The following is a 26,243-nucleotide window of genomic DNA, read 5'->3' as shown; positions in this document are numbered from 1 at the left end:
GTCTAGCCGCGCACGGCGCCACCCCGGCTGAACCTCGCGGTTCAGTTTCGGTTTAAGGAGCGCACCTAGGAGCCCCATGCATGCGTATCCTGCTCGTCGAAGATGACCTCGCTCTCGGTCCCGCGATCGCGCGCGCGCTGCGCGACGAGCATTTCGCGGTCGATATCGCGCACGACGGCATCGACGCGGCGCATCTGGGCACGACCGAGCTGTACGACGCCGCGGTGCTCGACCTCGGCCTGCCCGGCATGGACGGGGTCGCGGTGCTGAACGCGTGGCGCGCCGCGCAGCGGACGCTGCCGGTGCTGATCCTGACCGCGCGCGACGGCTGGTCGGACAAGGTCGCGGGGTTCAAGGCGGGCGCGGACGATTATCTGGTGAAGCCGTTCCGCGTCGAGGAGCTGGTGATGCGGCTGCGCGCGCTCGTCCGGCGCGCGGCGGGGCACGCGCAGCCACGCATCGCCTGCGGGCCGCTCGCGTTCGAGACGCAGACCGGGCAGTTCGAACTCGACGGCCTGCCGCTCAGGCTGACCGCGTTCGAGTGGCGCGTGCTGTCGCAACTGATGCTGCGCCGCAACGCGGTGATCGAGCGGCTGGAGCTGCTCGAACGCGTGTACGAGGGCGACGCCGACGTCGATTCGAACAGCCTGGAGGTAATCGTCGGGCGGCTGCGCAAGAAGATCGGCGCGACCTTGATCGAGACGGTGCGCGGGCGCGGCTACCGCCTCGTCTGCGCGGCATGAACGCCGTGCGGCTGCCCCGATCGCTTCACGCGCGGATGCTCGCGCTGTCGGCGGCGGCGACGCTGATCGCGCTGGCGCTGGCGGGTTGGTTGATCGCGGGCGTGCTCGAACGCTTCGTCGTCGCCGGCATCGACCGGCGGCTCGACAGCGAGGTGGCGCTGCTCGCCGGTGCGGTGTCGGCGCGCGGCGAGATCGACCGCGACCGCGTCCGGCAACAGGCCGGCGTGCTCGAGCGCGAGCGCGGCTGGCGCTGGCAGATCGTGACGCAGCGTGGAACGCTGGGTTCGGGCGACCTGCCACCGCTCGGCGACGCGCCCGCCCCCCCCGCCCCGCCCGGCCTGCACCCGCCGCCCGGCCCCGCCGCGCCGCCGGAGCGGCCAGAGCGACCCTTCTCCGACCTCCAGCCGGTCGAGGGCGTCGACGCGCAGGGAGGCGTCCTACACGCGCGGCGCGTCACGCTGCGCACCGCGGGCGGGCCGGTCACGATCACCGCCGCCGCGCCGCGCGACGTGATCCGGCGTCCGATCCGCGACGCGGTGGAGCCGCTGCTGTTGATCCTCGCCGCGCTCGGCACGCTGCTGGGCGCGGTCGCGCTGGTGCAGTTGCGCGTCGGGCTTCGTCCCGTCCGCCGGCTGCGCGATCAGGTGGCGGCGATCCGCGCCGGGCAACGCGCGCGCGTCGACGAGGATCAGCCGAGCGAGCTTCGTCCGCTCGCGGTCGAACTGAACGCGCTCGCCGGCGACAATGCCGCCGCGCTCGACACCGCGCGGCGTTCGGCCGCCAACATGGCGCATGCGCTCAAGACACCGGTCGCGGCGTTGTCGCTCGCGCTGCGCGGCGATCCGGCGCTGGCGGCGCAGGTCGCCCGGATCGACGAGACGATCCGCCACCATCTCGCCCGCGCCCGCGCGCAGGTGGCGGATACGCGCACGCGCACGCCGATCGCACCCGCGCTCGCCGATCTGGCGCACACGATCGCGACGATCCACCGCGACGCGGGCGTGGTGATCGAGCAGGATCTGCCCTCTGCCCCGCTCGCCGCGGCAATGGACCCGCGCGACCTCGACGAATTGCTCGGCAACCTGCTCGACAATGCCGCGAAGAATGCGGCGCGCCGTGTCGTCGTTCGGGTACGCGCCGACACTGACGCGCGCTTCGTCACGATAACGGTCAGCGACGACGGACCCGGGATCCCCGCCGCCGACCGCGCGCGCGCCGCGCAGGCCGGTACGCGGCTGGACGAGCAACGCGACGGGCACGGCTTCGGCCTCGCGATCGCGGTCGAACTGGCGCAATTGTACGGTGGCACGCTGGCGCTGAACGAGGCGGCGGGCGGCGGGTTGTGCGTGTCGCTGCGGCTGCCCGGCGGCGCGATCGGCTGAACAGCGTCCGCGGCGGCGGAACACAGGCACCGCACCGCGCGTCGGGCGGGGATGAGCGACGCGGACGAACTCGGGCTGCCGCCGACGGCATTCGCGAAACAGGACGAGGGCGGCGATCTCGCCTTTTACGCGCCCGCGCGGTTGGTAACGCATATCGACGAGGGTGCGGTGGCGGCACTGACGCGCTCCTACGCGACGCTGCTCAGACCGGGTGACCGGGTACTCGACCTGATGTCGAGCTGGGTCAGTCACCTGCCCGACGACCTGCCGCTCGACGTCGTCGGGCACGGCATGAACGCGGAGGAGCTTGCCGCCAACCCGCGGCTCGCGCGCTGGTTCGTCCAGGATCTGAACCGCGATTCGGTCCTGCCCGAACCGGATGCGACGTTCGACGCGGTGCTGATCTGCGTCGGGGTGCAGTATCTGCAACAACCGCTGGCGGTGTTCCGCGAGTTGCGCCGCGTGCTCAGGCCCGGTGGGGTGCTGATTGCGAGCTATTCCAACCGCTGTTTCCCGACCAAGGCGGTGGCGGTGTGGCGCGCGCTCGACATGCAGGGTCAGGCGGGGCTGATCGCCCGCTATTGCACGTGCGCGGGCTACGACGCGGTCGAGGCATTGCTGCTCGCTGACGGTGCCGCGGGCGATCCGCTGATCGCGGTGACCGCGCGGGCTTGAGCGCGCGACCGCCGGCCGATCACGCGCGCCGTGACCGCGCGCGCGGGACGAGCCCGTCGAGCGCGTCGGCATTGTCGCGACCCCAGGCATAAAGCAGCTCGACCGGCTCGACGAAGCGCTGGCCGAGGTCGGTCAGCCGGTATTCGACCATCGGCGGGATCGCGCTGTGGACGAGCCGGCTGATCAGCCCGCTCGCCTCCATCTCGCGCAGCGTCTGCGTCAGCATCTTCTTCGAGATACCCGGCAGGCTGCGCAGCAGCACGCCCGCGCGCGCGGCACCGTCGTGGCGGGCGTGGAGCGTGTGGAGCACCATGCTGGTCCATTTGGTCGCGAACAGTTCGAGCACGCGCCGCGGCGCGCAATCCTCGCGCCATTGGTCGTCGGGTGAGCCGGGTTGCATGTGGGTACCTCCGGGTGGCCAGGGCACCAGATGGTGCCGTCTGGCGGCACATGCCAGCCGTTCCTAGCTCGGGCGCGACAACGGAGGTCGGTGATGACGAAGACGGCATTGGTGGTGGGCGCGAGCGGGATCGTCGGCAGCGCGACGGCGGCGTTGCTGGCGGAGGAAGGCTGGACGCTCCACGGGCTCGCGCGCCGCGCGGTCGAGCAGGCGGGGGTGCAACCGGTCGTCGCCGATCTGCAGGACGCGGACGCGACAGCGGCGGCACTCGCCGACCTGAACCCCGACGCGGTGTTCATCACCACGTGGCTGCGGCAAGACAGCGAGGCGGAGAACATCCGGGTCAATGCGGCGATGGTCCGCAACCTGCTGAACGGTTTGCCCAGGCCGACCGCGCCGCGCCACGTCGCGCTGGTGACCGGGTTGAAACACTACCTCGGCCCGTTCGAGGCATACGGCAAGGGCACGCTGCCGCAGACGCCGTTCCGCGAGGAACAGGGGCGGCTGGATGTCGAGAACTTCTACTACGCGCAGGAGGACGAGCTGTTCGCCGCCGCGGCGCGCGACGGCTTCACGTGGAGCGTGCATCGCCCGCACACGGTGATCGGCCTCGCGGTCGGCAACGCGATGAACATGGGGACGACGCTGGCGGTCTATGCGACCCTGTGCCGCGAGACGGGGCGGCCGTTCACCTTTCCGGGCTCGGCGGCGCAATGGTCGGGGCTGACCGACATGACCGATGCGGGGCAGCTCGCGCGGCAATTGCTGTGGGCGGCGGAGACCGAGGCCGCGCACGACGAGGCGTTCAACATCGTCAACGGCGACGTCTTTCGCTGGCAGTGGATGTGGGGCCGGATCGCCGAATGGTTCGGGCTCGAGCCGGTGCCGTTCGACGGCGTGGTGCGCCCGCTCGAGGAGCAGATGGCGGGGGACGCCGGCGTGTGGCGCGAGATCGCGGCGCGCGAGGGTCTGGCCGAGCCCGACCTCGCCCGCCTCGCCTCGCCGTGGCACACCGACGCCGATCTCGGCCGCCCGATCGAGGTGGTGACCGACATGGGCAAGAGCCGGCGGCTGGGGTTCACCGCCTATCAGCCGACCGACGATGCGTTCTTCGCCTTGTTCGAACGGCTGCGCGCCGAGCGGCTGATCCCGTGAGGCGCGGCTTGCCCCGCGTGCGCCTTGCTTCTAGCGAAGGAGCGGAAACAAAAAGGAAATAATCGTGCGCAAGAGGATGATGCTGTTGGCCGCGGCGACGCTGTTGTCGAGCTCCGCGTTCGCGCAGTCGGGCACGGGCGCGGCGCAGGCGGGCGCGCCCGCCGCGGGCTTCGTCGCCGATCCCGCCTCGCCCAAGGGCCGCCTGCCCGACGCGGCGCTGCCCAAGGCGTACCGGCTCGACTTCACCATCATGCCCGAGCAGGACCGCTTCTCCGGCCACGGCGAGATCGACGTCGTGCTGAAACGCGCGACGCAGCGCCTGTACCTCCACGGCCGCGACCTGGCGGTCGCCAAAGTGGTTGCGCGGGTGGGCAAGACGGTCGTGCCCGCGACCTTCACGCAGGTCGACGCGACCGGCACCGCGCGGCTCGACTTCGCGCGCGCGGTGCCCGCGGGGGCGGCGACATTGGTGTTCGATTATTCGGGCAAGTTCGGCAACGACGCGTCGGGGCTCTACCACGTCAAGGTCGCCGACCGCTGGTACAGCTGGACCCAGTTCGAAAGCATCGACGCGCGCGCGGCCTTTCCCTCGTTCGACGAACCCGGCTTCAAGCAGCCGTTCACGATCAGCGTGACGACCGCACCCGGAATGACCGTCGTCAGCAACAGCCCCGCGACCGGCGTCGAAAAGGCCGCGAACGGCATGGAGCTGCACCGCTTCGCGCCGACGAAACCGCTGCCGACCTATCTCGTCGCGATCGACACCGGGCCGTTCGTCCGCCAGGCCGGCACCGTGCCGCCGACGCCCGAGCGCGCGAAAGCCATGCCCTACGGCGTGGTCGCGACGCAGGCGCAGCAGGCCAAGATGGCCTATGCGATGGCGGAAACGCCGCCGATCGTCGCGCTGCTCGAGCGCTATTTCGGCGAAGCCTTCCCCTTCCCCAAGCTCGACCAGATCGGGTCGCCGATCATGCCCGGCGCGATGGAGAATGCGGGCGCGGACACCTACGGCGACGGCATCATCTTCCTTGATCGCAACGCGACCACCCGCGACAAGAAGGAATTTGGCATGGTCGTCAGCCACGAGCTGGCGCACCAATGGTTCGGCGACCTCGTTTCTCCCGAATGGTGGAGCGACATCTGGCTGAACGAGAGCTTCGCCAACTGGATGGGCTATCGCATCGCCAACGAGTGGAAGCCCGAGCTCGGCATCGGCGTCGGCGCGCTCGCCGAAGGGTTCGCCGCGATGAACACCGACGCGCTGGAGGTCGGGCGCCCGATCCACCAGCCGATCACCGAGAACAGCCAGATCGACAGCGCGTTCGACAGCATCACCTACGGCAAGGGTGGTCAGGTCGTCGCGATGATCGCCGCCTATCTGGGCGACGACAAGTTCAAGGAGGGCGTGCGGCTCCACCTGAAACGCCACGCCTACGGCAATGCCTCGTCCGAGCAGTTCTTCCGCTCGATCGCAGACGCTGCGCACGATCCCAAGGTGCTCGCCGCGCTGACGAGCTTCGTCGATCAGCAGGGAGTGCCGGTCGTCGACGTGCGCCGCCAGGGCACCACGCTGACCGCGACGCAGGCGCGCTACGCCTTTATCGGGTCGTCGCCCAAGCCGCAGAACTGGACGATCCCGTTCTGCGTCCGCGTCGACGCGACGAAACAGTGCAGCCTGCTCGACCAGAAAAGCTCGACGATGACCGTGCCCGCGGGGCGCGTGGTGATGCCCAACGTCGGCGGCACGGGTTATTACCGCTTCGATCTCGCGCCCGCCGACTGGCAGGCGCTGATCGCCACATCGGCGACGCTGCCGGGCGGCGAGGCGATCGCGTCGACCGACAGCCTGTGGGCGTCGTTCCGCGCCGGCAAGGCACCGCCCGAGATGCTGATCACGCAGGCGCGCGCGATGGTCGCGAACCCCGATCCGACCGCCAGCGTCGATCCGGGCGAGCGGATCGCGGGGCTGCGCGCGCGCGGGTTGATCGGGGCGAGCGCGCTGCCCGCCTATCGCGCGCTGATGAACGCGATCTACACGCCCCGGCTCAAGCAGCTCGGCTTCGACCCCGCGGTCGGCGCGTATCGCAACGAGGATCCGCGCCAGCAGGAACTGCGTCACCGGCTGGTCGGGCTGGTCGCGGACGACGCGCAGGACGCGGGCACGCGCGCGACGTTGAAGGCGGCGGCGACGCGCTATCTCGCGGGCGACGCCGCTGCGCTCGACCCCGGGTTCCTCTTCAATGGCCTCGCCGTGCTGGCGCAGGACGGCGGGCTGCCGGTCGCGAAGACGCTCGTCGAACGCGCCTTGTCGAGCGAGGACCCGACGCTCCGGTCGAGCGCCTTGTCGGCGGCGGCGTCGAGCGGGCGCAGCGACGTCGCGAAGTATCTGCTCGGGCTCGACGATCCGCGGATGCGCGGGTTCGACCGTGTCAGCCTGATCTTCGGCGTGGTCGGAGCGCCGGAGACGCGCGAGCTCGGCACCGACTGGGTGCTCGCCAACTACGCCCGGCTGATCGCGGGCGCGAACGGCGTGTTCATCACCACGCGCCTGCCCAATGCGTTCGCATCGCAATGCGGTGCCGACCGCGCGGCCGCGATCGATGCCAAGGTCGGCCCCGCGATCCGGCGCGCGAACACCGGGCTGCTCGCTTATGAGCGGACGCTGGAGACGATCCGGCTGTGCGGTAGCTTGCGCGACGCGCGTGGTGCGGCGATCACCGCGGCGGTCGCGGCGGCGGGTACGCCCGCGCGCTGATCGCGACGCGGAGCCGGTCCGGGCGGTAATGCCCGGACCGGCGAGCGCGGGTTAGTCAGCGCGCTCACCGCACGCACGCGGCAGCGCGGTGAGCGATCAGCCCGCGGGCGTCGCTGCCGGGATAGTTGGGGGTAGCGCGTTCTCCGCGGTCCCGGTCCAGCCGCCCGCGGTCGCGACATAGAGCCGCGCGACGTTCAGGAACTGGCGCGTGCGCGCGACCACCAGCCCGTTGCTCGACCGTTGATACAGCCGCTCGGCCTCCAGCACCTGGAGGATGCCCGAATTGCCGACCTCGAAGCTGCGCCGCGACAACCGGCGCGAGCGCGCGGCGACCGAGACCGATTCCTGCTGCGTCGCGACCGAACGCGCGTCGGTGTCGATCGCCGACAACAGGTTGGCGACCTGCCCGAACGCGTCGAGCACGGTCTGCTGATAGGTCGCCTGGCTGGCGCGCGCGCGGTCGATCGCCGCCGCGCGCTGCGCCTTCAGCGTGCCGCCGTGGAAGATCGGCGCGGTGAGCCCGGCGAACAGGTCGTAACCGCGAAACGCATTGCGGAACAGGCTGCCCGTGTTCGGCCCCGCCTGCGTCAGCGTCGCGCCGAGCGTGATGTCGGGGTAGAGCCGCGCGGTCGCGACGCCGACACCCGCCGCGGCGGCGTGCAGATCGGCCTCGGCCTGCAGGATGTCGGGGCGGCGGTGGACGAGTGCGGAAGGCAGCGCGACGGGGATGCTGCGCGGCAGCGTCAGCCGGCTGAGCTCGATGTCGGTCGCCTCCAGATCGGCGGGCGCGACCCCGACCAGCGTCGCGAGCAGGTGGCGCGCTTCCGCGAGTTGCTGTTCGAGCTGCGGCAGGTCGGCGCGGTCGGCGGTGTACTGGCTCTGCGCGTTCAGCACCTCGACCAGCGTTCCCTCGCCGCCGCGCTGGCGCTTCTGCGTCAGATCGACGTTGCGCAGGTCGTCGGCGACGAGCGCGTTGGCGGTCGCGATCTGCGCGCGCAGTGCGGCGACCGTCAGCACCTGGTTCACCACCTGCCCCGCGATTGACAAATGCGCGGCCTCGGTCTGGCGCTGCTGCGCCTCGACCTGCGCCGCGCTCTGCTCGACCTGCCGACGTAGCCCCCCGAACAGGTCGAGGTCGTAGCTGACGCCGCCGCCGACCGTGTAGAGGTGAAATTCCGGGTTGCCCGCGGGCGCGAGCGGGTTGCTGCCGGTAAAGCCGAACGCGGCGAGGTTGACCTGTTGCTGGTCGGCGCGCGCGTTGGCGTCGACCTGGACCGATCGCAGCCCCTCGACCCCGCGCAGCTCGTTGCGCGCCGCGGCAAGCGTCGCATTGCTCGCGGCGAGGCTCTGGTTGTTGGCGAGCGCACGCATCACCAGCGCGTCGAGCTGGGGCGAGCCGAACGCGGTCCACCAGCGCGCGGCGGGACCGTCGCCGAACTGCGCCGCGGGGCTGCCGGCCGCGGGCGGACGCGTGTCGCCGGGGGCGAGATAAGCGGTCGCCGCGGGTGGCTGCGGCGGGACGAAATCGGGGCCGACGGTGCATCCGGCGAGCGCGGCCGCACCCGCAGTCAGGAGGAGGAACTGACGCATTCGATCAATCCATGTGGATCGCGGGGCCATCGCCTGCTCCGGCGCGCGGCGCACGCATCACCAGCAGCAGCGGGATGACCGCGAGCGTGAGGAGGAACAGCAACCAGAACGCATCGACGTAGGATACCATCGATGCCTGTCGGCTGATCTGCGCGTTGATCGCGGCGACCGCGCTCGGCAGGTCGAAGTCGAACCCGTCGCCGAGCGTCGCGCCGAGCGCCGGATTGTCGGGCCTGACGCCCTCGACCAGCCGTGCGTGGACGGTGGCGCCGTTGCGGATCGTCAACGCCTGCAATACCGAGATGCCGACCGCGGAGCCGATGTTGCGCGTCAGCGTGAACATCGCCGCGCCCTCGTTGCGATATTTCGGGTCGAGCGTCGCGAACGCGATCGTGGTGAGCGGCACGAACACGAGCCCGGTGCCGAGCCCCTGGACGAAGCCCGAGACGATCACGCGGTCCTGCCCCATCTCCAGCGAGAAACCCGCCATCATGTGGAGTGACCAGGCGGCGAGGCAGAAACCGACGAAGATCAGCAACCGCGGGTCGACCCGCTTGATCAGCCGCCCGACGACGATCATCGAGATCAAGGTGCCGATGCCGCGCGGCGCGGTGACGAGCCCGGTCAGCACCACGGGATAGCCCATCAACCGCTCGAGCATCGTCGGCAGCAAGGCGAGCACCCCGAACAGCACGGTGCCCAGAAAGAAGCCGAACAGCGATCCGACGAGGAAATTGCGGTCGCGGAACAGTCCGATGTCGATGAACGGCCGCCGCGCGGTCAGCGTGTGAACGACGAACAGATAGCCGAAGAACAACCCCAGCGCGCCCTCGACGCAGATCTCGAGCGAGCTGAACCAGTCCTGCGTCTGGCCGCGGTCGAGCATCACCTGGATTGACCCGATCGCGAGCGCGAGCATCGCGAAGCCGAACACGTCGAGCCGCGGCTTCTCGGCATCCTTCGTCTCGGACAGGAACGCGGACAGCCCGGCAAAGGCGAGCGCGCCGATCGGCAGGTTGATGTAGAACACCCAGCGCCACGACAGATTGTCTGTCAGCCAGCCGCCGAGCGCCGGGCCGATGATCGGCCCCAGGATCGCGCCCATGCCCCACACCGCCATCGCCGGGCCGTGACGCTCGGGCGGGTTGATGTCGAGCAGGATCGCCTGGCTCATCGGCACCAGCGCGGCGCCGAACACGCCCTGGAGCAACCGGAACCCGACCAGTTCACCGATACTGTTCGCGATCCCGCACAGCCCCGATGCGGCGGTGAAGCCGATGATCGACCACAGCATCAACCGCTTGCGCCCGAACCGCCCGGCGAGCCAGCCGGTCAGCGGGGTCATGATCGCCGCCGCAACGATGTACGATGTCAGGACCCAGGTGATCTCCTCACCCGAGGCCGAGACGCTGCCCTGAATGTGCGGCAGCGCGACGTTGGCGATCGTGCTGTCGAGCGAGTTCATCACGGTCGCCGCCATCACCGATGCGGTGATGAAATTGCGGACCGCGGGTTCGGGATACGCACTCATCGCGCGGGCTCGGGACGGGCGCTCATCGCGCGGGCGTCGCACCGCCGAACAGGTGGCGCCGGTGGCCGGTGTCGACGCTCACCTCGACGCTCAGCCCGGCGTGGAGCGGCACCCCCGGCGGCAGCCGATCGATGCTGAGTTCGACCGGCAGGCGCTGGACGACCTTGACCCAGTTGCCCGTCGCATTCTCCGCCGGCAGCAGCGAGAAACTGTTGCCGGTGCCGGGACTGAAACTCGTCAGCCGCCCGGTCAGCTTCAGGTCGGGAAACGCGTCGACCGTGAAGGTCGCGGGCTGCCCGATCCGCATATGGTCGAGCTGGTTTTCCTTGAAGTTCGCCTCCACCCACAGGCGGGTGCCCGCGAGCGTGAAGACGGGCTTCGCCGCCGAGACGTAACTGCCGACCTGTAGCTGATTGACCTTGGTCACCACACCGTCCTGCGCCGCGCGCACCACGGTATAGCCAAGGTTCAGCCGCGCGCGCTCGAGTGCCGCCTGCGCGCGCTGCACCGCGGGCTGGCTGGCGGTCGGCGCGGCGGCGTCGCCGGTCAGGTTAGCGGCGACGCCCGCGTTCTGCTGCACCGATGTCTGGATCGCCTGCCGCGCGGTCTGCGCCTCTAGCACCGCCTGATCATATTGGTTCTGCGACGAGATTCCTTCCGCCAGCAACGACTTCTGCCGCGCCGCCTCGCGCTCGGCATAGGCGAGCCGGTCGCGCGCGGCCTGGAGCGATGCCTCGCCCTCGCGGTAATTGGCCCTAAGGGCCGACACTTGTGTCCGCGCACTGGCGAGCTGCGCCGCCGCCTCGTCGACCGCGGCCTGATAGGGCGCGGGATCGATGCGGAACAGCATGTCGCCCGCCTTCACGCGCTGGTTGTTGCGCACCGCGACCGCGATGACGGGTCCGCTGACGTTCGCGCTGACCGCGGTCAGCCCGGACTGGATATACGCATTGTCGGTATCCTCGAACCGTCCGCCGCTCAGGTAGAAATACAGCGCGGCGACGATCGCGACCACGGGGGCGAGCAGCAGCAACGGCGTGCGCCAGCGCCGCCTCGCGCGCGGTTGATCCGCCGGCGGGCCGACCACCGGCGCGGGATCGTCGACCGGGACCGAATCCTCCAGATGCGGGTAATCGGGCGCGCGGTCGTGGCGATCGGCGTGATCGTCGAGGCTCATGCCCGCCCCGCTCGTCGCATGGTCCGATGGTCGCGCATGGAGGATGGTCGCCCGTTGGTCATTGCACATCGCCATCGGCCGATGCATGATGAAAAGCAACCGCATAATGCGGTACCTTATCTTTTGCTGAAGGGACGGGCGGGTCTGCGTTGCGTGACGATGAGACGAACAGGATGACGGCACAGCGATCCGACACGACGGCCGCGACGCAGCCGCCCGCCAGCCCACGCAGCTTCGCGTCGCAAGTGGCGCTCATCACGCGGCTGCTGCGCAAACGCTTCGACGAGCGCGCGCGCGGCCTGGCGCTGCCGAGCGGCGAGACGCTGACGCGCGCGCAGTGGCGGATGCTGGCGACGATCCACCTGAACGCCGGCTCGACGCAGCGCGAGGTTGCCGAGCGGCTGGAGATCGGCCCCGTCGCCGCGGGGCAGACGATCGATCGCCTCGAGGAGTCGCGCTGGGTCGAGCGACGTCCCGATCGGTCCGACCGCCGGCTGCGCCGCCTCTACGCGACCGACGCGGCGATGCCGGTGCTGGGCGCGCTGGGGCTCCTCGCCGACCGCGAGGACCAGCGCGCGTTGCTGGGGCTGTCGGACGCCGACATGGCGCTGCTCAATGCGCTGCTGGACACGATCATCGCCAATCTGACCAAGGCGACCGACTGACGGGCAACTACGCGCTGGGCGTATTCTCGCGGGGGGCCGGGGACGGCTTGAGCGTCATCAGCCGCTTGATCGACGCAACCAGCTTTCGCCCCGTGAACGGCTTCTCGAGCAGCTGCATCGATTCCTTCAGCGCGATCGGCCGGTGGCTGTACCCGGTCACGAACAGCGTCTTGATGTCGGGATAATGTTTGCGCGCGACCTCGCTCAGCGACACGCCGCCGATCGAGGGCATGATCACGTCGGTGATGAGCAGATCGATCGGCCCCGCGTCGTTGCGGATGAAGTTGCTCGCCTCCAGCCCGTTCGCGAAGGCGTGGACGCGCATGTTCGCGCGCTGCAACGTGCGCGTGATCAGCAGACGGACGTCATCGTCGTCCTCGGCCAGCACGACGACCAGTTCGTCCATGAAGACGGTGCTCGCGGGCGCCGCGGGCTGCACCTCGGTCGAGGGCGTGCTGTCGCTGGCGGGCAGAATAATCTCGACCTGCGTACCGATGCCGGGCTCGCTCTCGAGGTCGATCGTCCCGCCTGCCTGCGTGACGATGCCGAACACCGTCGCGAGGCCCAGACCGCTGCCGTTCTCGCCCTTGGTCGTGAAGAACGGCTCGAACGCGCGCGCGCTCGCTTCGGGCGACATCCCGATCCCCGTGTCGGAGACGCGGATCGACACGCCGTCGCGGCTCCCGCCGCCGACCCGAAGCCGGCTGGGCGCGTTTTCGAGCGCGAGCGAGATCTGTCCCCCGTCGCCCAGCGCGTCGCGCGCGTTGATGACGATGTTGAGAAGCACCTGCTCGAGCTGGCTGCGATCGATCGCGATCGCGTGAAGCCCGTCCGCCATGCGAACGTCGAATTCGGCGCGCTCGTCGATCAGCGTCGTGAACAGCGACCGCATGTTGGCGACGACCTCGGCCGGATCGACCGCCGCCGCGGAGACGCACGAGCGTTTCGCGAAGGTCAGCAACTGGTTCGTGAGCAGTTCGGCCCGGCTGCCCGCCTTGCCGATCAGGTCGAGCCGATCGCGCAACACCGAGCCCACCGGCCAGTCGTCGCGCAATTCCTCGACGTTGCCGTTGATGATCGTCAAGATGTTGTTGAAATCGTGCGCGACGCCGCCGGCCAATCGACCGAGTGCGTCCATCTTGAGCGATTGCCGCAACCGATCTTCCAGATCGCGCCGCTCGGTCACGTCGGCCATCACGCCGATGAATTTCTCGACCTCGCCGTGTTCATCGAGGATCGGACTGATCGACAGCGCATTCCAGAACGTCGATCCGTCGGCGCGGTAGTTCAGGATCTCGACCGAGCACGGCTGCTTGGCGACGATCGCGTCGCGTATCCGGCGGATGTCGTCGGCAGAGGTCCGCGCGCCCTGCAAGAAACGGCAGTTCCGCCCGATCACCTCGTCGGCGCGGTACCCGGTCAGCGCCTCGAACCCACCCGAGACGAGGATAATCGGCTGCGCTGCGTCGCGCGCATCGACCACCAGTATGCCTTGCGACACGGCACGCAGCGCCTCGTCGCGCAGCCGCAGGTCGCTCTCCGACTGACGCTGCTCGGTCAGGTCGCGCGCCACCTCGGCGAAACCGACATGCACGCCCTGCTCGAAGATCGCGCTAATCGCGGCATCGGCCCAGAAATAGCTGCCGTCGCGGCGTCGACGCCATCCCTGATGATAGGCGGTGCCCGCGGCACGCGCCGTCGCGAGCAGCTTGTCGGGCAGGCCGCCCGCGGCATCGTCCTCGGTGAAAAAGATCGACCAAGGCTGTCCGATCACATCGGCCTCGTCATATTGCTTCAGACGCTTCGCCGCCATGCTCCAGGTCGCGACGCGCCCGTCGCGGTCGAGCATGAAAAAGGCGTGGTCGCGCGCGCCGTCGATCAGCAGGCGGAGGCGATTTTCCTGATCGTCGACCGTCTGACGCGCCTGGACCAGATCGGACACGTCCTCGCACGCGACGACCCCGCCCATGATCGCCCCCGCTTCGTCACGCACGGGTGCGGCGGAAAAGGAGAGATTGCGCCACGCGCCGTCGCGCGCGCGCACGTCGATCCGCTTGCCCACGATCCGCGCGCCGTGCCGCATCGCGCCGATCAGCGGCCAGTCGGTGCCCTCGACCGCCTCGCCCGTCTCGGGTGACACGCCCGTCAGCGTAACGGTGCGTGCATCCTCGCACGCATCGTCGAGCGTTTCCCACAGCTCGCGCGCGGCGGCATTGGCGCGCAGGACGCGACCATCGGTGTCGCACGCGGTCACCGCGGTCGGCAACGCATCCATCACCGCCGACAGCAACGCCTCGTCGCGCCGCGCCGAGGCCTCGCTGTCGCGCAGCCGCTGCTGCGTCTCGATGTAGTGCGTCGTGTCGCTGATGCTGACGAAGACCATCGGCTCGCGCGACAGCCCGTCGAACGTCGTCCTGATCGCGCTGACCCGCGCGTGCCGGACCGCCTCCCCTTCGGGAAAATGCGGTATCCGCACGATCAGGTTCGCATCGACGACATCGTCGCCGCGCAGCGCGCGGAAGATCGGCCAGTCGGGCTGCTCGATCCGGTTGCCCGCCAGGTCGTGGACGATCAGCCCGGTGCGGAAGATCGGGTGCTCGCCCAGATCGCGCAGTCCCAGAACGGCGAGCGCGCGGTCGTTCGCGTACAGCGCCTCGCCCGTCGCCGAATAGATCACGACCATGTCGTGGATGCCGGCATAGGCGCGGCGCAGGATCTCGATCGCCTGCGTGCGCGGCAGCGCATCGATGTCGGCCTGTCGGCCGATGTCGCGACGACGCAAGATGCTCAGGCAGTAATCGACGATACGCATTCGACTTATCTACCTTCGGACCGGATGTTATACGCCGGCTATATTTGTCCGAATTGGTTGTGCGCAAATATATCTTCTGCACACTTCTGATCGAGTACCTAAATGAAGCGCGCGATTGCGCCGAATTGGTCGACGACGCCCGCGGGGGTCGCGACCAGCGGCAACCCCGCCCACTGCGACTGGAAACACGGCGTGGCAGCGGGCCGTCCAACCAGATAGCCCTGCACCTTGTCGACGCCCAGCAATGTCACGATCGCCATCTGCGCCTCGGTCTCGACCTGCTCGACGACGATCGGGGTGCCGATCGCGCGACACAATTGCACGACCCCGGCGAGCAGCTGGCGGGCGAGCGCGCTATCGGCGATCGCGTGGACCAGCCCGCCGTCGATCTTGATCACGTCGAAACGGATCTGTTTCAGGTAACCGATCGAGGCGAACCCCGCGCCGAAATCGTCGAGCGCGACCCGCGCACCCATCGCGCGCAACCCTTCGACCACGCGCTGCGCCATCGACAGGTCGCGCAGCAACGCGGACTCGGTGATCTCGATGATCAACCGGCTGGCGGGGAAACCCGCCTCCGCGCACAGCGTCGCGACCAGCGGACACAACCCCTCGTCCACCTCGCCCGCGGTTACATTGAAGGACAACACCGTGTCCCCCTTCCACCCCACCGCCGTCGTCAACGCGCGCCGGAGCAGATGCGCGGTGAAATGCGGCGCGACGTGCGCGCGGTCAGCGACCTCGAACAATTCGTCGGGCGGCACCAGCCCGAGAGTTGGGTGACGCCAGCGTGCCAGTGCTTCGAACCCCATGACATGGTTGGTCGCGACACGGACGATCGGCTGGAAGTACACCTCCAGCGCGTCGAGTGCGGCGGGATCGAGATAGGCAGTTTCGATGATCCGCCGCCGGTCGCTGCGCGCCTGCAGTTCGTCGTGGAAGTAATAAGGCTCGGCGCTACCCGATCGCTTGCTCTCGTACAGTGCAAGATCGGCCTCGCGAATCAGCAGCATCGGCTCATCGGCGCGGACGGCGCCCGACGACACGCCGATCGAGCCGCGGATCGTCAGTTGCGCATCGTCGATCTGGAGCGGTTCGTCGAACAATGCCGCGATCCGGCCCACCGACGCCTCGACCGTAGCCGGCTTGGCGTAGGGAAGCAGGATCGCGAACTCGTCCCCGCCCAGCCGCGCGCACAAGGCGTCCGCAGGCGCAGAGGCGATCATCCGCGCCGCCACCCCGCGCAGCAATGCGTCGCCGACACCGTGGCCGAGCTTGTCGTTGAGCAGCTTGAACCCGTCGAGGTCGATCAGGAGCACCGTCGTGTCGTGCGCCGCGTCCGCGTCGCGCTGACGATCGGTCAGGGCCGACACGAACGCGCGCCGGTTGGCGAGCCCGGTCAGTTGGTCACGAAAGGCGAGGTCGGCGACCTCGCGTTCCTTGTCGAGCGTTTCTGCATGCGCGTGAACGATGCTCCGGAACTGCTGATGCTGGCGACGCATCCACCCGAACAGGAGCACCGCGATCACCGAAAGGTTGATCGCCGCCGCGGTCAGCGAACGATCGCCCGAGGCGAGCATCGCCAGCACCATCGGCACGGTGCCCGACCAGATGACCGCGTAGGCAGCGCGCGGCAGACACGTCATGCACGCAGCGCAGGCGATCGTCGACAAGGCGGCGAAGAATGGAACGAACGGCCCGGCCTCGTGCTTGCTCGACAACAATACCCAGATGCTCCACGCGGACAGGACCATCCCGAACGCGATCGAGGTACGGATCGTCGACCCGAACATCGCGGTGGCGCGCTCGATGCCGGGAAACTGCATCCGCTGCCATTTGAGCACGCGTGAACCGCTCGCGAAGGCGAGCAGGACCGAGGGCAGATAGCTGATGATCGACCCCGCTTTCGACGTGATGAATTCGAGAAAGGTGACGTTGACGAGAAGGATGAGGTGCAGGCTCGGCACTTGGTGACGCAGCGCGCTGAACTGCGCGGCGACGAGCATCTCGTCGAACGCGTCCGCGCCCGGTCCGGCAGCCGAATCTGCCCCGGCATTCGGAACGACGCTTGTACCTTGACCTACATCCATACCGAATCCCGGCTTCGTCTTGGGTGCAGTCTACGCGGCAGGATCTGAACGATCCGTACCGGCGCGCACGGTAGTTTCGCTATCTGGTGCCATCTGGGGGTCGCGATTACACCCCAGGTTGGACGGTCGAGCCGTTATTTCCGCTTGGAAGGATCGTTACGCAACCGAAATAAAAACCGGTCGTTGTGATCGTTCGGAAAGCCGGAGAGGAGTCGCACGCTTGTTCGTTTATATCGTCGACGACGACCGGGATCTGGCGGAGACGATCGCCCTCACGCTCCGCAATGCCGGCCACCAGACGGTTCACTTCTCAAACGGCGAGGCATTCCTGAACGTCTGCGAAGATCTCGCGGCGGGATGCGTGCTGCTCGACCTGCTGCTGCCGCTTCAGAACGGATTGGAGATTCAGGCTGCGCTGGCGCAGAGGGATCATTGTCACGCGGTCGCGCTGCTGACGGGTTACGGCGACGTCCCCGACGCGGTGACCGCGATGCGCGCGGGCGCGCTCGATTTCATCCGCAAGCCGTACAAGCGGGCCGAGCTGTTCGATCTACTCGATCGCGCCGAGGCCTATGTGGTCGAATGCGAGCGTCGCCGAAAGGACGCGGCGCGCTATGAACCGCTGCGGGCACTTTCCACGCGCGAACGCGAGGTGCTCGACATTCTCGGTCAGGGAAATTCGACCAAGCAGGCGGCCAGCCTGATGCAATTGAGCGCGCGCACGATCGACATGCACCGCGCCAACATCCTGCGAAAGCTGGATGTCGCCAACATCACCGCGGCGCTGCTGCTGGCGCGTGACGCGACCGCCGCGGGGTCGCAGACCCGGCGCTAGCGCTGGCCGCCGCTCGCCGCGTGCTGGTCGACGATCTCGGTCAGCCACGCCGGCCCGATCGCGCAGCGCTCCGCCACGTGTCTTGCGTCGTCGACCGGCAGCAGGCGGTTGAACATCACGCCCACGAAGTCGCCGTCGATCCAGCGTACGTAAGCCGCGGTCGGACGTATCCCGGTGAAATGCAGGAACAAGGGATCGTCGATCGCCACCGGCGGCGCGCCCTTCAGCATCGCGCCCCCCGCCGACAGGTTCATCAGCAACAGCTTGTGCTGGCGCGCGCCGATGTGGGCCTCGGCGAGCATCCCGATCTTCGCGCGGCTCGGCCGGGTACGCAGCACCGGGCCGGTCACGGGGGTGATCGCGCTGATCGGGTCACCCGCGATCGGCGCCAGAAAACGTAGCCCCCAGTACGACCCCTCAGCCCAACGCAGGATAGCGGCAATCGGCGGGGCGTTGAGCGGGGTCACCAGCAATTGCTGACCGAAACAGGGCCGTATCGCATTGTGCGAGGAAGGAAATTGGACTCGCGCACCCCCGGTCGCGATATCGACGATCGTGCATTCGAACCGTGCGCCACCGAAATCCAACGTGGCAGGGATGCTCGTCAACGTGCGCGGTGCCGACCGCGCGTTTGCACCCGAAGCCGGCGTGGCTGGCGAGCGCTTAAACAGCCGCAGCATGGGATATCCCTATCGGCAGGCTCGCTTGCGCAAACCCTTCACGAAGGCGACCAGCCGGGAACGGGGCTATTCTCACCGAACAAGAGCTCTAGCAGACGACACCAATCCCCCGCCGCAGTCAGGCTGCGATCTGCACATCGTTCCCGCCGCGGTTTTTCACCCGGTAGAGCGCTGCATCCGCCGCCGGAAGGATAACGGCGGGGTCCCAGTTGTGATCCGCGGCATAAGCGAGACCGATGCTGATCCCGACATGGACGCTGCAGTCACTGCCCGCGATGTCGATCGACGCGCGCACCGCCGCGCGGAGGCGGTTCGAGAGCTGGACCGCGTCGCCGCGGTCGTCGCAAGGGATCGCGACGACGAATTCGTCGCCCGCCCAGCGCGCGCTCAGATCCTGCGCGCGGGTCACCTGTCGCAGACGCTGGCCGATCTCCTGCAGGACGATGTCGCCCGCCTTGTGACCCAGGCGGTCGTTGACCGGCTTGAACGCGTCCAGGTCGCAGAACAGCACCGCGACCTGCCGGCCCGCGTCGCACGTGGTCGCGAGCAGTTCGGGCAGACGCCGCTCGAACCCGAGCCGATTGACGAGGCCGGTCAGCGCATCGGTCTCGGCCAGATCCTTCAACTCGCTGCTCTTGGCGCGCGCCGCACTCGCATCCTGGAAGACTAGCACGCCGCCGGTGATGTCGCCGTGGCGATCGCGAACCGGCGCGGCGGAATCGCTCACCGGCAACAGCACGCCGTCGCTGCGGATCAGCGACGCGTCGCGCTCGAGGAACACCGTCGTGCCCTGCTGCAAGGCGCGCAGCAGCGGATTGGCGAGCGGCATCTGCCCGGCATCGACGACGTTGAAGACGGTATCGACCCCCTGCCCCTCGGCATCGGCGCGCTGCCAACCCGTCAGCCGCTCCGCCGCGGGGTTGATCCACTGTACGCGTCCCGCCGCGTCGGTCAGGATGACGCCGTCACCGATCGAGGCGAGCGTCGCGTTCAGAAGCTCGTGCTGGCGATGGACCTCGTTGAGCGCGTCGGAGAGCTGCCGCCGCTGCGCGTGCATCTCGAGAAAGATCTTCAGCTTCGACAGCAGGATCGTCTCGTCGACGGGTTTCGCGACATAGTCGACCGCGCCCGACCCGTAGCCCCGACGGCGCGCGAGCTCATCGGTATGCGCCGCGGTGACGAAGATGATCGGCGTCAGCGCCGCGCACTCGCTCTCGCGCAGAATCGCGGCGACCTCGAACCCGTCCATCTCGGGCATGTGCGCGTCGAGTAGGATGACCGCGAAGTCGTGATCGAGCGCTAGCCCCAATGCGGCATTGCCCGAATTGGCGAGGTACAGGTCGGCGTCGAGGCGCGACAGCAGCCGGTTCATCGCGAACAGGTTCGCGTCGATATCGTCGACGACCAGGATCTTCGCACGCGCGGGGGCAGAAGGCTGGGCAAGCGTCATCGCGAACTCCGGCAGGCAATGCGCACCGCTGATCGGTGCGCGAGGGGGGCGTCAGGAAAGAGGATCGAGTGGTTGTACGCGCTGCGCACGAACGGCAGATCGTGCCCGCGCGGCGTTTCCTGCGTGCCGACGCACAGCGCGCCGTGCGGTGCGAGCGAGCGCGCGAACAGGTCGTAGACGCGCGCTTGCAGCGGACGATCGAAATAGATCAGCACGTTGCGGCACAGGATGATGTCCGCGGTACAGAACGGTTCGGCGTCCGCGAGGTTCGTGCGCCGGAACTCAACGTTCGCCAGCAGATCACGATCGAACCGGACCCCGTCGTATCCGGCGTGATAATAGAGCGACAGGCTGTGTCGGCCGCCGCTGTCGGCGTAACGGCCGCTCGCCGCCTGCATGTCCTGGATCGGGTAGATCCCGCGCTGCGCCGCGTCGAGCGCGCTCGCCGACAGGTCGCTCGCGACGATGCGGCAGCGTGGATACAGCCCGGCCTCGTGCAGGAGGATGGCGAGCGAGAACACTTCCTCGCCGCGCGCGCATCCCGCGTGCCAGACGGTCACGCGGTCGCGACCCGCCAATGTCGGAAAGACGTGGTCGCGCAGCGCCCGCAACGTCGCAGGCTCGCGGAACAGTTCGGACACCGGCACGAGGATATGATCGACCGCCGCCTGCACCATGTCGGGCCGATCGATCAGCAGCGCGGTCGCGTCGTCGATCGTCTCCAGCCGCAGATGCCGGGTCAGCGAGTGCAGCCGACGGGTGAACGACGCCGGCCGATAGCCGGTGAAATCGATGCCATAGCGGTCGCGCAGCGCGCGCTGGAAACCGCCCACCGACTGGGCGTCGGCCAAGGATGCGGCGGGCGTCATTTCGACAGCCAGACGCGCAGCAGCGACAACAATCGCGGCACATCCACCGGCTTGGTCATGTAATCGTTCGCCCCGGCCTGCAGGCATTTGTCGCGGTCGTCCGCCATCGCCTTCGCGGTCAGCGCGATGATCGGCAGGCGCGCGAGGTCGCCGCCGAGTTCGCGGACCCGCGCGGTCGCTTCATAGCCGTCCATGCCCGGCATCATGATGTCCATCAGCACCACTTCGGCGCGCTTGCCGGGTGCGTGATCCTCCAGCATCGCGATCGCGCGGGCACCGTCCTGCGCGATCTGCACCTCGAGTCCCTTGGCGCGAAGTACCTTGGCAAGCGCGTAGGTGTTGCGCATGTCATCGTCGACGACGAGCACGCGTCGCCCGCGCAGATCGTCGCCCGCGGCATCGGCGCGGCCGGGGCGCATCTTCAACCGGTTGAGGAACAGCCACACTTCATCGAACAGCCGCTCGTGCGATCGCTCGCCCTTCAGCACGACGGCGTCTGCCCCCTCGTCGAGCACGGCCTGTTCCTCCGTACTCAGGTCGCGCGCGGAATAGATCACGATCGGCAGCTGCGCGTTGCGCGCGCGGATCTCGCGCAGCACCTCGAGCCCGGAAATACCCGGCAGCCCCAGATCGAGCACCATGCAGTCGATCTGCGGGTCCGCGATCCGGGCAAGCGCCTCCTCGCCGCTGCCGACCGCGATCGCCTGAACGCCGTTGCGCGCGAGCAATCGGCTAACCGCGAGCCGCGAGCCTTCGTCGTCCTCAACCAGCAGGACGCCCATCGAGCGCGCGTCGTCGCGCGTCACCAGCGACCGCACCGCGAAGGCGAGCGCATCGTCGTCGACGGGCTTGCACAACAACCCCTGCGCACCGGCGGCGACCGCGCGATCAGCCGATTCGTCAGCCGCCGAGATCAGATGCACCGGGATGCCCTTCGTCGCGTCGTGCTGCTTCAGGCGGTCGAGCACGCCCCAGCCATCGGTGCCGGGCAGCATCAGGTCGAGCAGGATGCCCGCGGGACGATGCGCGAGTGCGAGCGCGAAGCCCGCCTCGCCGTCCGCTGCCGCCAGCGCGCGGTAACCGCAGCGCCGGATGATCTTCACCAGCGAGCGCAGGATCGTCGGATCGTCGTCGATCGCGAGCACGAAAGCCGCGGTGCTGCCGTCCGACGTGCGATCGTCGTCGATCGCCGCGGCGGCGGCTGGCGTGGTGGGTACGCGCGTTCCAGCATCCGCCGCAGACGCGCGCGGCGTCGCGTCCGCCTTGACGGGGATCGTCGGCGTGAAGGTGGTACCCCGCCCCTCAACGCTGACCACGTCGATCGTGCCGCCCATCGTCTGCGCCAGTTCGCGCGAGATCGCGAGTCCCAGTCCGGTCCCACCGAACTGCCGCCGCGTGCTGGCATCCGCCTGCTCGAACGCCTGGAACACGGTATCGAGCTTGTCGGCGGCGATACCGATGCCACTGTCGCGCACCGCGATCACCAGTAAGTCGGGACGACCATCGGCGTTACCGAAAGCGACGTCGACCGAACCATGCGGGGTGAATTTCAGTGCATTGCCGACGAGGTTGGTCGCGATCTGCTCCAGCTTGCCCTCGTCGGCAATGACGGCAGTCGGCAGGCGGGGATCGACCTCGAACCGTAGCGTCAGGCCCTTCTGCTGCGCGATGGGCCGGAACACCTGCTCGAGCCGCCGGCGGAATTCGGCGATCAGGAAGCGCTCCTCGCTCACCTCGCTCTTGCCCGCCTCCACCTTGGCGAGGTCGAGGATGTCGTTGATCAGCCGCAGCAGGTTGGTGCCGCTCGAATGGATGACGCCCGCCGCCTCGACTTCGCCGGCATCGAGATGCCCCGCCGTGTTCTCCGCCAGATCCTGCGCGAGGATCAGCATGCTGTTGAGCGGCGTGCGCAATTCGTGCGACATGTTGGCGAGGAACTGCGACTTGTACATGTTCGCCCGCTCGAGCTCCTCCGCCCGCGCCTGCGTCGCGCGTTCGGACACCTCCAGTTCGGCACTGCGCTGCACCAGTTGCTCCGAGCGTTGGTGCAATTGTTCGTTCGCGTGCAGCAGGTCCTCGGTCTGCGCGCGCAGTTCCTCCTCGGATGCGGCGAGCCGCTGCGTCTGCAGTTCGAGCTCCTCGTTGGTCGCGCGCAATTCTTCCTGCTGCGCGCGCAACTCCTCCTCCGCAGCGCGGATATCCTCGAGCTGCTGGCGTTCGGTGTCGAGCATCCGCGCGGCGCCGAGGGTGCGCTGCAGATTGTCGAGTGGCAGGCCGCAGGTCGCTCCGGCTTCCTCGATGATCTGCTGCGACAGTGCGGAGAAAGCGCCGAACCCGGCGAGCTCGATCACGCCGATGGTGCGGTCAAGCACGCGGACCGGCGCGATCATGACGGCGTCGGGACACGCTTCGTCGGTGCCGGAATGAACGCAGACGTAGGTGTCGGGAACGGGCGAGAGGATGATCGGCTTGCCCTCGATCGCGCATTGCCCGACCAGCCCCTCACCGGGCGCGTAGCTCGTCGCGTCATGACGGCGATTGCGATAGCCGTAGCTCCCGACCATCGTCAGCACGCCCGCATCGTCGCGAACGTAGAAGGTCGCCACCCCGGCGTTCACGCGCGGCGCGAGGTGTTGCAGGAACGCCGCGGCAAAAGCGGGCAGCGTCGTTTCGCGCTGCACCGCGATCATCAGGTCGGACAAGGTCGACTTGAGCGTCAGCGCATCGCCGTTGTCATCGGACACCTGCCGGAGGCGTGCGAGCGAGCGACCGAGTTCGCCGATGACGTCCGACCGCTGCGCCTCCGGGAATTCGAGCCCGCGCCCCCCGTCGGCGAGCTTCTTTGCACGGCGTGCCAGCGTCTTCAGGGGACGTGCCACGTACAGATAGGTGCGGGACGCCGACCAGGCGAGGATCACCGCGGCCAGCACAATCGCCAGCACGGCGGCCCAGCCCAGGTTCGCCACTGCCGCATCCTCGCGCGATGCCGCCTCGGCCCGCCGCGCGTCTGCCGCCCGTGCGAGCCTGACCAGCTGATCGATTAACCGATCGCGGCGCGCATCGTCCACCAAACCGGCCCCCGCCGCGGATTTGAAGCGCCCCGCCTCGCGCTCGATCATATCGATACGCCGCGTGATCTCGACGTGTTGCGACGGCAGCAGGCTCAGTTCGTCGACGGCGGTCAGTGAAGGATGCGACGCGTCGCGTGGATCGTGGGCATCATCAATCTGGGCAGTCCCGGTCGCGGAACCGCGCGCCTGAGACGCCAGCGCGGTGATCGCATCGCGACTCTTCTCGTTGATCACGGAGGATTGCCGGTAATCGTCGACGGCCGCCTGCCGATGGGCGTTCGCATATGTCGTCAGACCGGCAAAGCCCAGCAACAGGGCAAAGATCGCCGCCGACGGGGTCACTGTTTTGGCAGACGTCAACGCTGACATGGATGGGATCTCTGGATGGATTGTAGCGTCGATCAGCTACGGGTCGTGACTTCGGCTGTTCGGATTAGCTGCTGCATCCGGCATCGCGATGGCAGCGGCTTTGGGGATATGGGGAACGGTTGCTGTCGAAATTCCTCAATGATATGAGGCATTAATCACATGCGTTGATTAATTATCGGGTAATCCCACAGCCGCACTTTTACCGTATCGATGGCGCGTGGATCGCTTCGGCGTTGGACCACGGTCGCAGCAAGGAAGCCGGGCCCGGAGCGCGATGGATGCCGCGGCAGAGAAGCAGTGCGGCGGTTAAACCCGGGTCAGCCGTTCGGAAAACGACGATATCGACCCCGCCATACTCTCACGACGGGCACGGCGTCGTCGCGGTGGAAGCGCAACGTTTTTCACACCTGCATCCGAACCGCGTCGCGAATATCAGCAACGTGATCGTTGCCATGATCGCATCCGCCCTTCAGCAGATGCGTCGACGTGCGGCTATCCAGCCGGCCGGCACCCCGCTCGGCGGGATCAACCCGCCAAGCGGGCGTATCTCAGCCATCTCCCCGCGCGACCTGGAAGCCCGCGAACGACTGGCTGACCGGCATCAGTTCGAGCCGATTGATGTTCAGGTGCGGCGGCAGCGTCGCGATCCACAGCACGGTGGCGGCGATGTCCTCGGCCGTCATCGGCTCGGCCCCCGCGTAAAGCGTGTCGGACGCGGCCTGGTCGCCCCCGGTGCGCACGAGGGTGAATTCGGTCTCGACCATCCCCGGATCGATCGCGCTGACGCGCACGCCGGTGCCGTGCAGATCGGAGCGGAGATTGAGCGTGAACTGCTGCACGAACGCCTTGGTCCCGCCGTACACGTTGCCGCCGGGATAGGGGTAGGTGCCCGCGACCGAGGCGATGTTGACTATCCCGCCCTTGCGCGCGATCAATCCGGGCAGCAGGTGATGCGTGATCGCGACTAATGCGGTGACATTGGTGTCGATCATCGTACGCCACTGCCCCAGATCGGCCTTCTGCGCGGGCGCGGTGCCGAGCGCCAGTCCGGCATTGTTGACGAGCAGGTCGATCGCGCGGAACCGATCGGGCAAGGAGGCGAGCGCAGACTCAACCGCGGCATCGTCGCGCACGTCGAACACCGCCGGATGGATGACATCACCCAGTTCCTCCACCAGCGCGTCGAGCCGGTCGGCGCGGCGTCCAGTGACGATTACCCGCCACCCCGCCCCAGCGAGCGCCCGTGTGGTCGCGGCACCGATTCCCGAGGTCGCACCGGTGACGATCGCGGTCTTCATGGTCAGTCTCCTATGGATGGCGTCGCGCACGTAATCTCACCGGCGAGACGCGCCGGTTCGGCTACCGACCGACCTGACGCAGTTCGGGCGTTGGCTCAAGGTGCATCGGTCGCAGAAGATAGCCCATTCCTAGCCGCGAGGACGGCACACAGATAGGTTAGGCCTATCAATCTTCGGACAATAGCGACCCCATGGCCAAGCGAGGGATTGCCTAGCGCCTTACTACGGCGATGCATGGTCGGCGTAAGCGCAAACGCTGGCGCCTCGACGGGCTTGATACTCAGCGTGTTCGCCAGACTAACGCAGCGCCGGTGTTCGCGAATGATCAACTCGCGGAGATGGCGGATGTAGGAACGCGTAACGAGGCTCTGGCCTCCATCCCGTTACGCTACCGATGTGAAAGTCCGTTGCAACGCTCGGCTAACGATCACGCCCGCAACCAGCGATTCGCCCCACCCAATTGCTGCGGTAGATCGCCCCAACGTGGTTGCCGCCCTGTCTAACCTGACGCGGCTTGCTAGAAACGACGACGCCGCCCGTGAGGGCGGCGTATCGAGTTCGGTTAGTATTGGTTGCGGGGGCTGGATTTGAACCAGCGACCTTCAGGTTATGAGCCTGACGAGCTACCGGGCTGCTCCACCCCGCGACAGGTAGCCTTGGCTGCACGGTGTTGGTGCGGCGAGGCTTAGACCTCTG

At 68.2% G+C, this 26,243-nt stretch carries 18 protein-coding genes and 1 tRNA gene; 7 read left to right on the top strand and 12 right to left on the bottom strand.

Annotated features, from left to right (window positions below; genetic code table 11):
* The first annotated feature begins 80 nt into the window (after nt 1-80).
* Genes KZ810_RS15395 through KZ810_RS15385 form a run of 3 tightly spaced genes read left to right on the top strand, consistent with a single transcriptional unit; the run spans nt 81 to nt 2,800 of the window.
* The gene (locus tag KZ810_RS15395; RefSeq protein WP_219770011.1) at nt 81-743 is read left to right on the top strand and encodes a response regulator; all 663 of its coding nucleotides are present in this window, start codon (nt 81-83) and stop codon (nt 741-743) included.
* The gene (locus tag KZ810_RS15390) at nt 740-2,125 is read left to right on the top strand and encodes an ATP-binding protein (RefSeq protein ID WP_258045002.1); all 1,386 of its coding nucleotides are present in this window, start codon (nt 740-742) and stop codon (nt 2,123-2,125) included. The genes KZ810_RS15395 and KZ810_RS15390 overlap by 4 nt, the downstream gene beginning before the upstream one ends.
* 51 nt (nt 2,126-2,176) lie before the next feature.
* Entirely contained in the window at nt 2,177-2,800 is a 624-nt protein-coding gene (locus tag KZ810_RS15385) for a class I SAM-dependent methyltransferase (protein WP_219770010.1), read from the top strand.
* Between the two features lie 19 nt (nt 2,801-2,819).
* On the opposite strand, the gene KZ810_RS15380 is transcribed toward KZ810_RS15385, so the two are convergent.
* Entirely contained in the window at nt 2,820-3,200 is a 381-nt protein-coding gene (locus KZ810_RS15380; RefSeq protein ID WP_219770009.1) for a winged helix-turn-helix transcriptional regulator, read from the bottom strand.
* 93 nt (nt 3,201-3,293) lie between these two features.
* Between KZ810_RS15380 and KZ810_RS15375 the strand changes: the two genes are divergently transcribed.
* Together KZ810_RS15375 and KZ810_RS15370 are read left to right on the top strand one after the other, a co-directional pair.
* A complete protein-coding gene (locus KZ810_RS15375) occupies nt 3,294-4,355 on the top strand; it encodes an SDR family oxidoreductase (protein ID WP_219770008.1) in 1,062 nt (353 codons plus the stop codon).
* Nucleotides 4,356-4,419: 64 nt separating this feature from the next.
* The gene (locus KZ810_RS15370) at nt 4,420-7,110 is read left to right on the top strand and encodes a M1 family metallopeptidase (RefSeq protein ID WP_308461575.1); all 2,691 of its coding nucleotides are present in this window, start codon (nt 4,420-4,422) and stop codon (nt 7,108-7,110) included.
* A 96-nt stretch (nt 7,111-7,206) separates the two neighbouring features.
* Here KZ810_RS15370 and KZ810_RS15365 read toward each other — a convergent pair whose 3' ends face one another.
* The 3 genes from KZ810_RS15365 to KZ810_RS15355 are packed head-to-tail and all read right to left on the bottom strand — an operon-like array spanning nt 7,207 to nt 11,408.
* A complete protein-coding gene (locus tag KZ810_RS15365; RefSeq protein ID WP_219770007.1) occupies nt 7,207-8,700 on the bottom strand; it encodes an efflux transporter outer membrane subunit in 1,494 nt (497 codons plus the stop codon).
* A 4-nt stretch (nt 8,701-8,704) separates the two neighbouring features.
* Nucleotides 8,705-10,231, bottom strand: coding sequence for a DHA2 family efflux MFS transporter permease subunit (locus tag KZ810_RS15360; protein ID WP_219770006.1), 1,527 nt, complete (start codon nt 10,229-10,231; stop codon nt 8,705-8,707).
* 22 nt (nt 10,232-10,253) lie between these two features.
* The gene (locus KZ810_RS15355; RefSeq protein WP_219770005.1) at nt 10,254-11,408 is read right to left on the bottom strand and encodes an HlyD family secretion protein; all 1,155 of its coding nucleotides are present in this window, start codon (nt 11,406-11,408) and stop codon (nt 10,254-10,256) included.
* 173 nt (nt 11,409-11,581) lie between these two features.
* Between KZ810_RS15355 and KZ810_RS15350 the strand changes: the two genes are divergently transcribed.
* Nucleotides 11,582-12,073, top strand: a complete 492-nt coding sequence (locus KZ810_RS15350; protein WP_219770004.1) for a MarR family winged helix-turn-helix transcriptional regulator — start codon at nt 11,582-11,584, stop codon at nt 12,071-12,073.
* Between the two features lie 7 nt (nt 12,074-12,080).
* On the opposite strand, the gene KZ810_RS15345 is transcribed toward KZ810_RS15350, so the two are convergent.
* Together KZ810_RS15345 and KZ810_RS15340 are read right to left on the bottom strand one after the other, a co-directional pair.
* Nucleotides 12,081-14,885, bottom strand: a complete 2,805-nt coding sequence (locus KZ810_RS15345) for a PAS domain S-box protein (protein WP_219770003.1) — start codon at nt 14,883-14,885, stop codon at nt 12,081-12,083.
* Nucleotides 14,886-14,983: 98 nt separating this feature from the next.
* Nucleotides 14,984-16,975, bottom strand: coding sequence for a putative bifunctional diguanylate cyclase/phosphodiesterase (locus KZ810_RS15340; protein WP_258045000.1), 1,992 nt, complete (start codon nt 16,973-16,975; stop codon nt 14,984-14,986).
* A 220-nt stretch (nt 16,976-17,195) separates the two neighbouring features.
* Between KZ810_RS15340 and KZ810_RS15335 the strand changes: the two genes are divergently transcribed.
* Complete coding sequence (locus tag KZ810_RS15335; protein WP_219770002.1) at nt 17,196-17,810, top strand: response regulator transcription factor; 615 nt, start codon at nt 17,196-17,198, stop codon at nt 17,808-17,810.
* Here KZ810_RS15335 and KZ810_RS15330 read toward each other — a convergent pair.
* The 6 genes from KZ810_RS15330 to KZ810_RS15305 all read right to left on the bottom strand — a co-directional run bounded on the left by KZ810_RS15330 (nt 17,807) and on the right by KZ810_RS15305 (nt 26,193).
* Entirely contained in the window at nt 17,807-18,490 is a 684-nt protein-coding gene (locus KZ810_RS15330) for a PilZ domain-containing protein (protein ID WP_219770001.1), read from the bottom strand. The genes KZ810_RS15335 and KZ810_RS15330 overlap by 4 nt on opposite strands.
* A 118-nt stretch (nt 18,491-18,608) precedes the next feature.
* A complete protein-coding gene (locus KZ810_RS15325; protein ID WP_219770000.1) occupies nt 18,609-19,940 on the bottom strand; it encodes a diguanylate cyclase domain-containing protein in 1,332 nt (443 codons plus the stop codon).
* Complete coding sequence (locus KZ810_RS15320) at nt 19,937-20,809, bottom strand: CheR family methyltransferase (protein ID WP_219769999.1); 873 nt, start codon at nt 20,807-20,809, stop codon at nt 19,937-19,939. The genes KZ810_RS15325 and KZ810_RS15320 overlap by 4 nt, the downstream gene beginning before the upstream one ends.
* Entirely contained in the window at nt 20,806-24,249 is a 3,444-nt protein-coding gene (locus KZ810_RS15315) for a response regulator (protein ID WP_219769998.1), read from the bottom strand. The genes KZ810_RS15320 and KZ810_RS15315 overlap by 4 nt, the downstream gene beginning before the upstream one ends.
* Before the next feature lie 548 nt (nt 24,250-24,797).
* Nucleotides 24,798-25,547, bottom strand: a complete 750-nt coding sequence (locus KZ810_RS15310) for an SDR family NAD(P)-dependent oxidoreductase (protein ID WP_219769997.1) — start codon at nt 25,545-25,547, stop codon at nt 24,798-24,800.
* A gap of 569 nt (nt 25,548-26,116) precedes the next feature.
* Nucleotides 26,117-26,193 (bottom strand) — tRNA-Met (locus KZ810_RS15305).
* Nucleotides 26,194-26,243: the final 50 nt, after the last annotated feature.

The sequence above is a fragment of the Sphingomonas citricola genome, assembly GCF_019429535.1.
GTDB lineage: Bacteria > Pseudomonadota > Alphaproteobacteria > Sphingomonadales > Sphingomonadaceae > Sphingomonas > Sphingomonas citricola.
This window is presented reverse-complemented; position numbering and strand designations above follow the sequence as displayed.

Coding starts and splice junctions, on each gene's coding strand:
- KZ810_RS15395 (WP_219770011.1), top strand. CDS start 81: ATGCGTATCCTGCTCGTCGAAGATGACCTCGCTCTCGGTCCCGCGATC.
- KZ810_RS15390 (WP_258045002.1), top strand. CDS start 740: ATGAACGCCGTGCGGCTGCCCCGATCGCTTCACGCGCGGATGCTCGCG.
- KZ810_RS15385 (WP_219770010.1), top strand. CDS start 2,177: ATGAGCGACGCGGACGAACTCGGGCTGCCGCCGACGGCATTCGCGAAA.
- KZ810_RS15380 (WP_219770009.1), bottom strand. CDS start 3,200: ATGCAACCCGGCTCACCCGACGACCAATGGCGCGAGGATTGCGCGCCG.
- KZ810_RS15375 (WP_219770008.1), top strand. CDS start 3,294: ATGACGAAGACGGCATTGGTGGTGGGCGCGAGCGGGATCGTCGGCAGC.
- KZ810_RS15365 (WP_219770007.1), bottom strand. CDS start 8,700: ATGCGTCAGTTCCTCCTCCTGACTGCGGGTGCGGCCGCGCTCGCCGGA.
- KZ810_RS15360 (WP_219770006.1), bottom strand. CDS start 10,231: ATGAGTGCGTATCCCGAACCCGCGGTCCGCAATTTCATCACCGCATCG.
- KZ810_RS15355 (WP_219770005.1), bottom strand. CDS start 11,408: ATGAGCCTCGACGATCACGCCGATCGCCACGACCGCGCGCCCGATTAC.
- KZ810_RS15350 (WP_219770004.1), top strand. CDS start 11,582: ATGACGGCACAGCGATCCGACACGACGGCCGCGACGCAGCCGCCCGCC.
- KZ810_RS15345 (WP_219770003.1), bottom strand. CDS start 14,885: ATGCGTATCGTCGATTACTGCCTGAGCATCTTGCGTCGTCGCGACATC.
- KZ810_RS15340 (WP_258045000.1), bottom strand. CDS start 16,975: ATGGATGTAGGTCAAGGTACAAGCGTCGTTCCGAATGCCGGGGCAGAT.
- KZ810_RS15330 (WP_219770001.1), bottom strand. CDS start 18,490: ATGCTGCGGCTGTTTAAGCGCTCGCCAGCCACGCCGGCTTCGGGTGCA.
- KZ810_RS15325 (WP_219770000.1), bottom strand. CDS start 19,940: ATGACGCTTGCCCAGCCTTCTGCCCCCGCGCGTGCGAAGATCCTGGTC.
- KZ810_RS15320 (WP_219769999.1), bottom strand. CDS start 20,809: ATGACGCCCGCCGCATCCTTGGCCGACGCCCAGTCGGTGGGCGGTTTC.
- KZ810_RS15315 (WP_219769998.1), bottom strand. CDS start 24,249: ATGTCAGCGTTGACGTCTGCCAAAACAGTGACCCCGTCGGCGGCGATC.
- KZ810_RS15310 (WP_219769997.1), bottom strand. CDS start 25,547: ATGAAGACCGCGATCGTCACCGGTGCGACCTCGGGAATCGGTGCCGCG.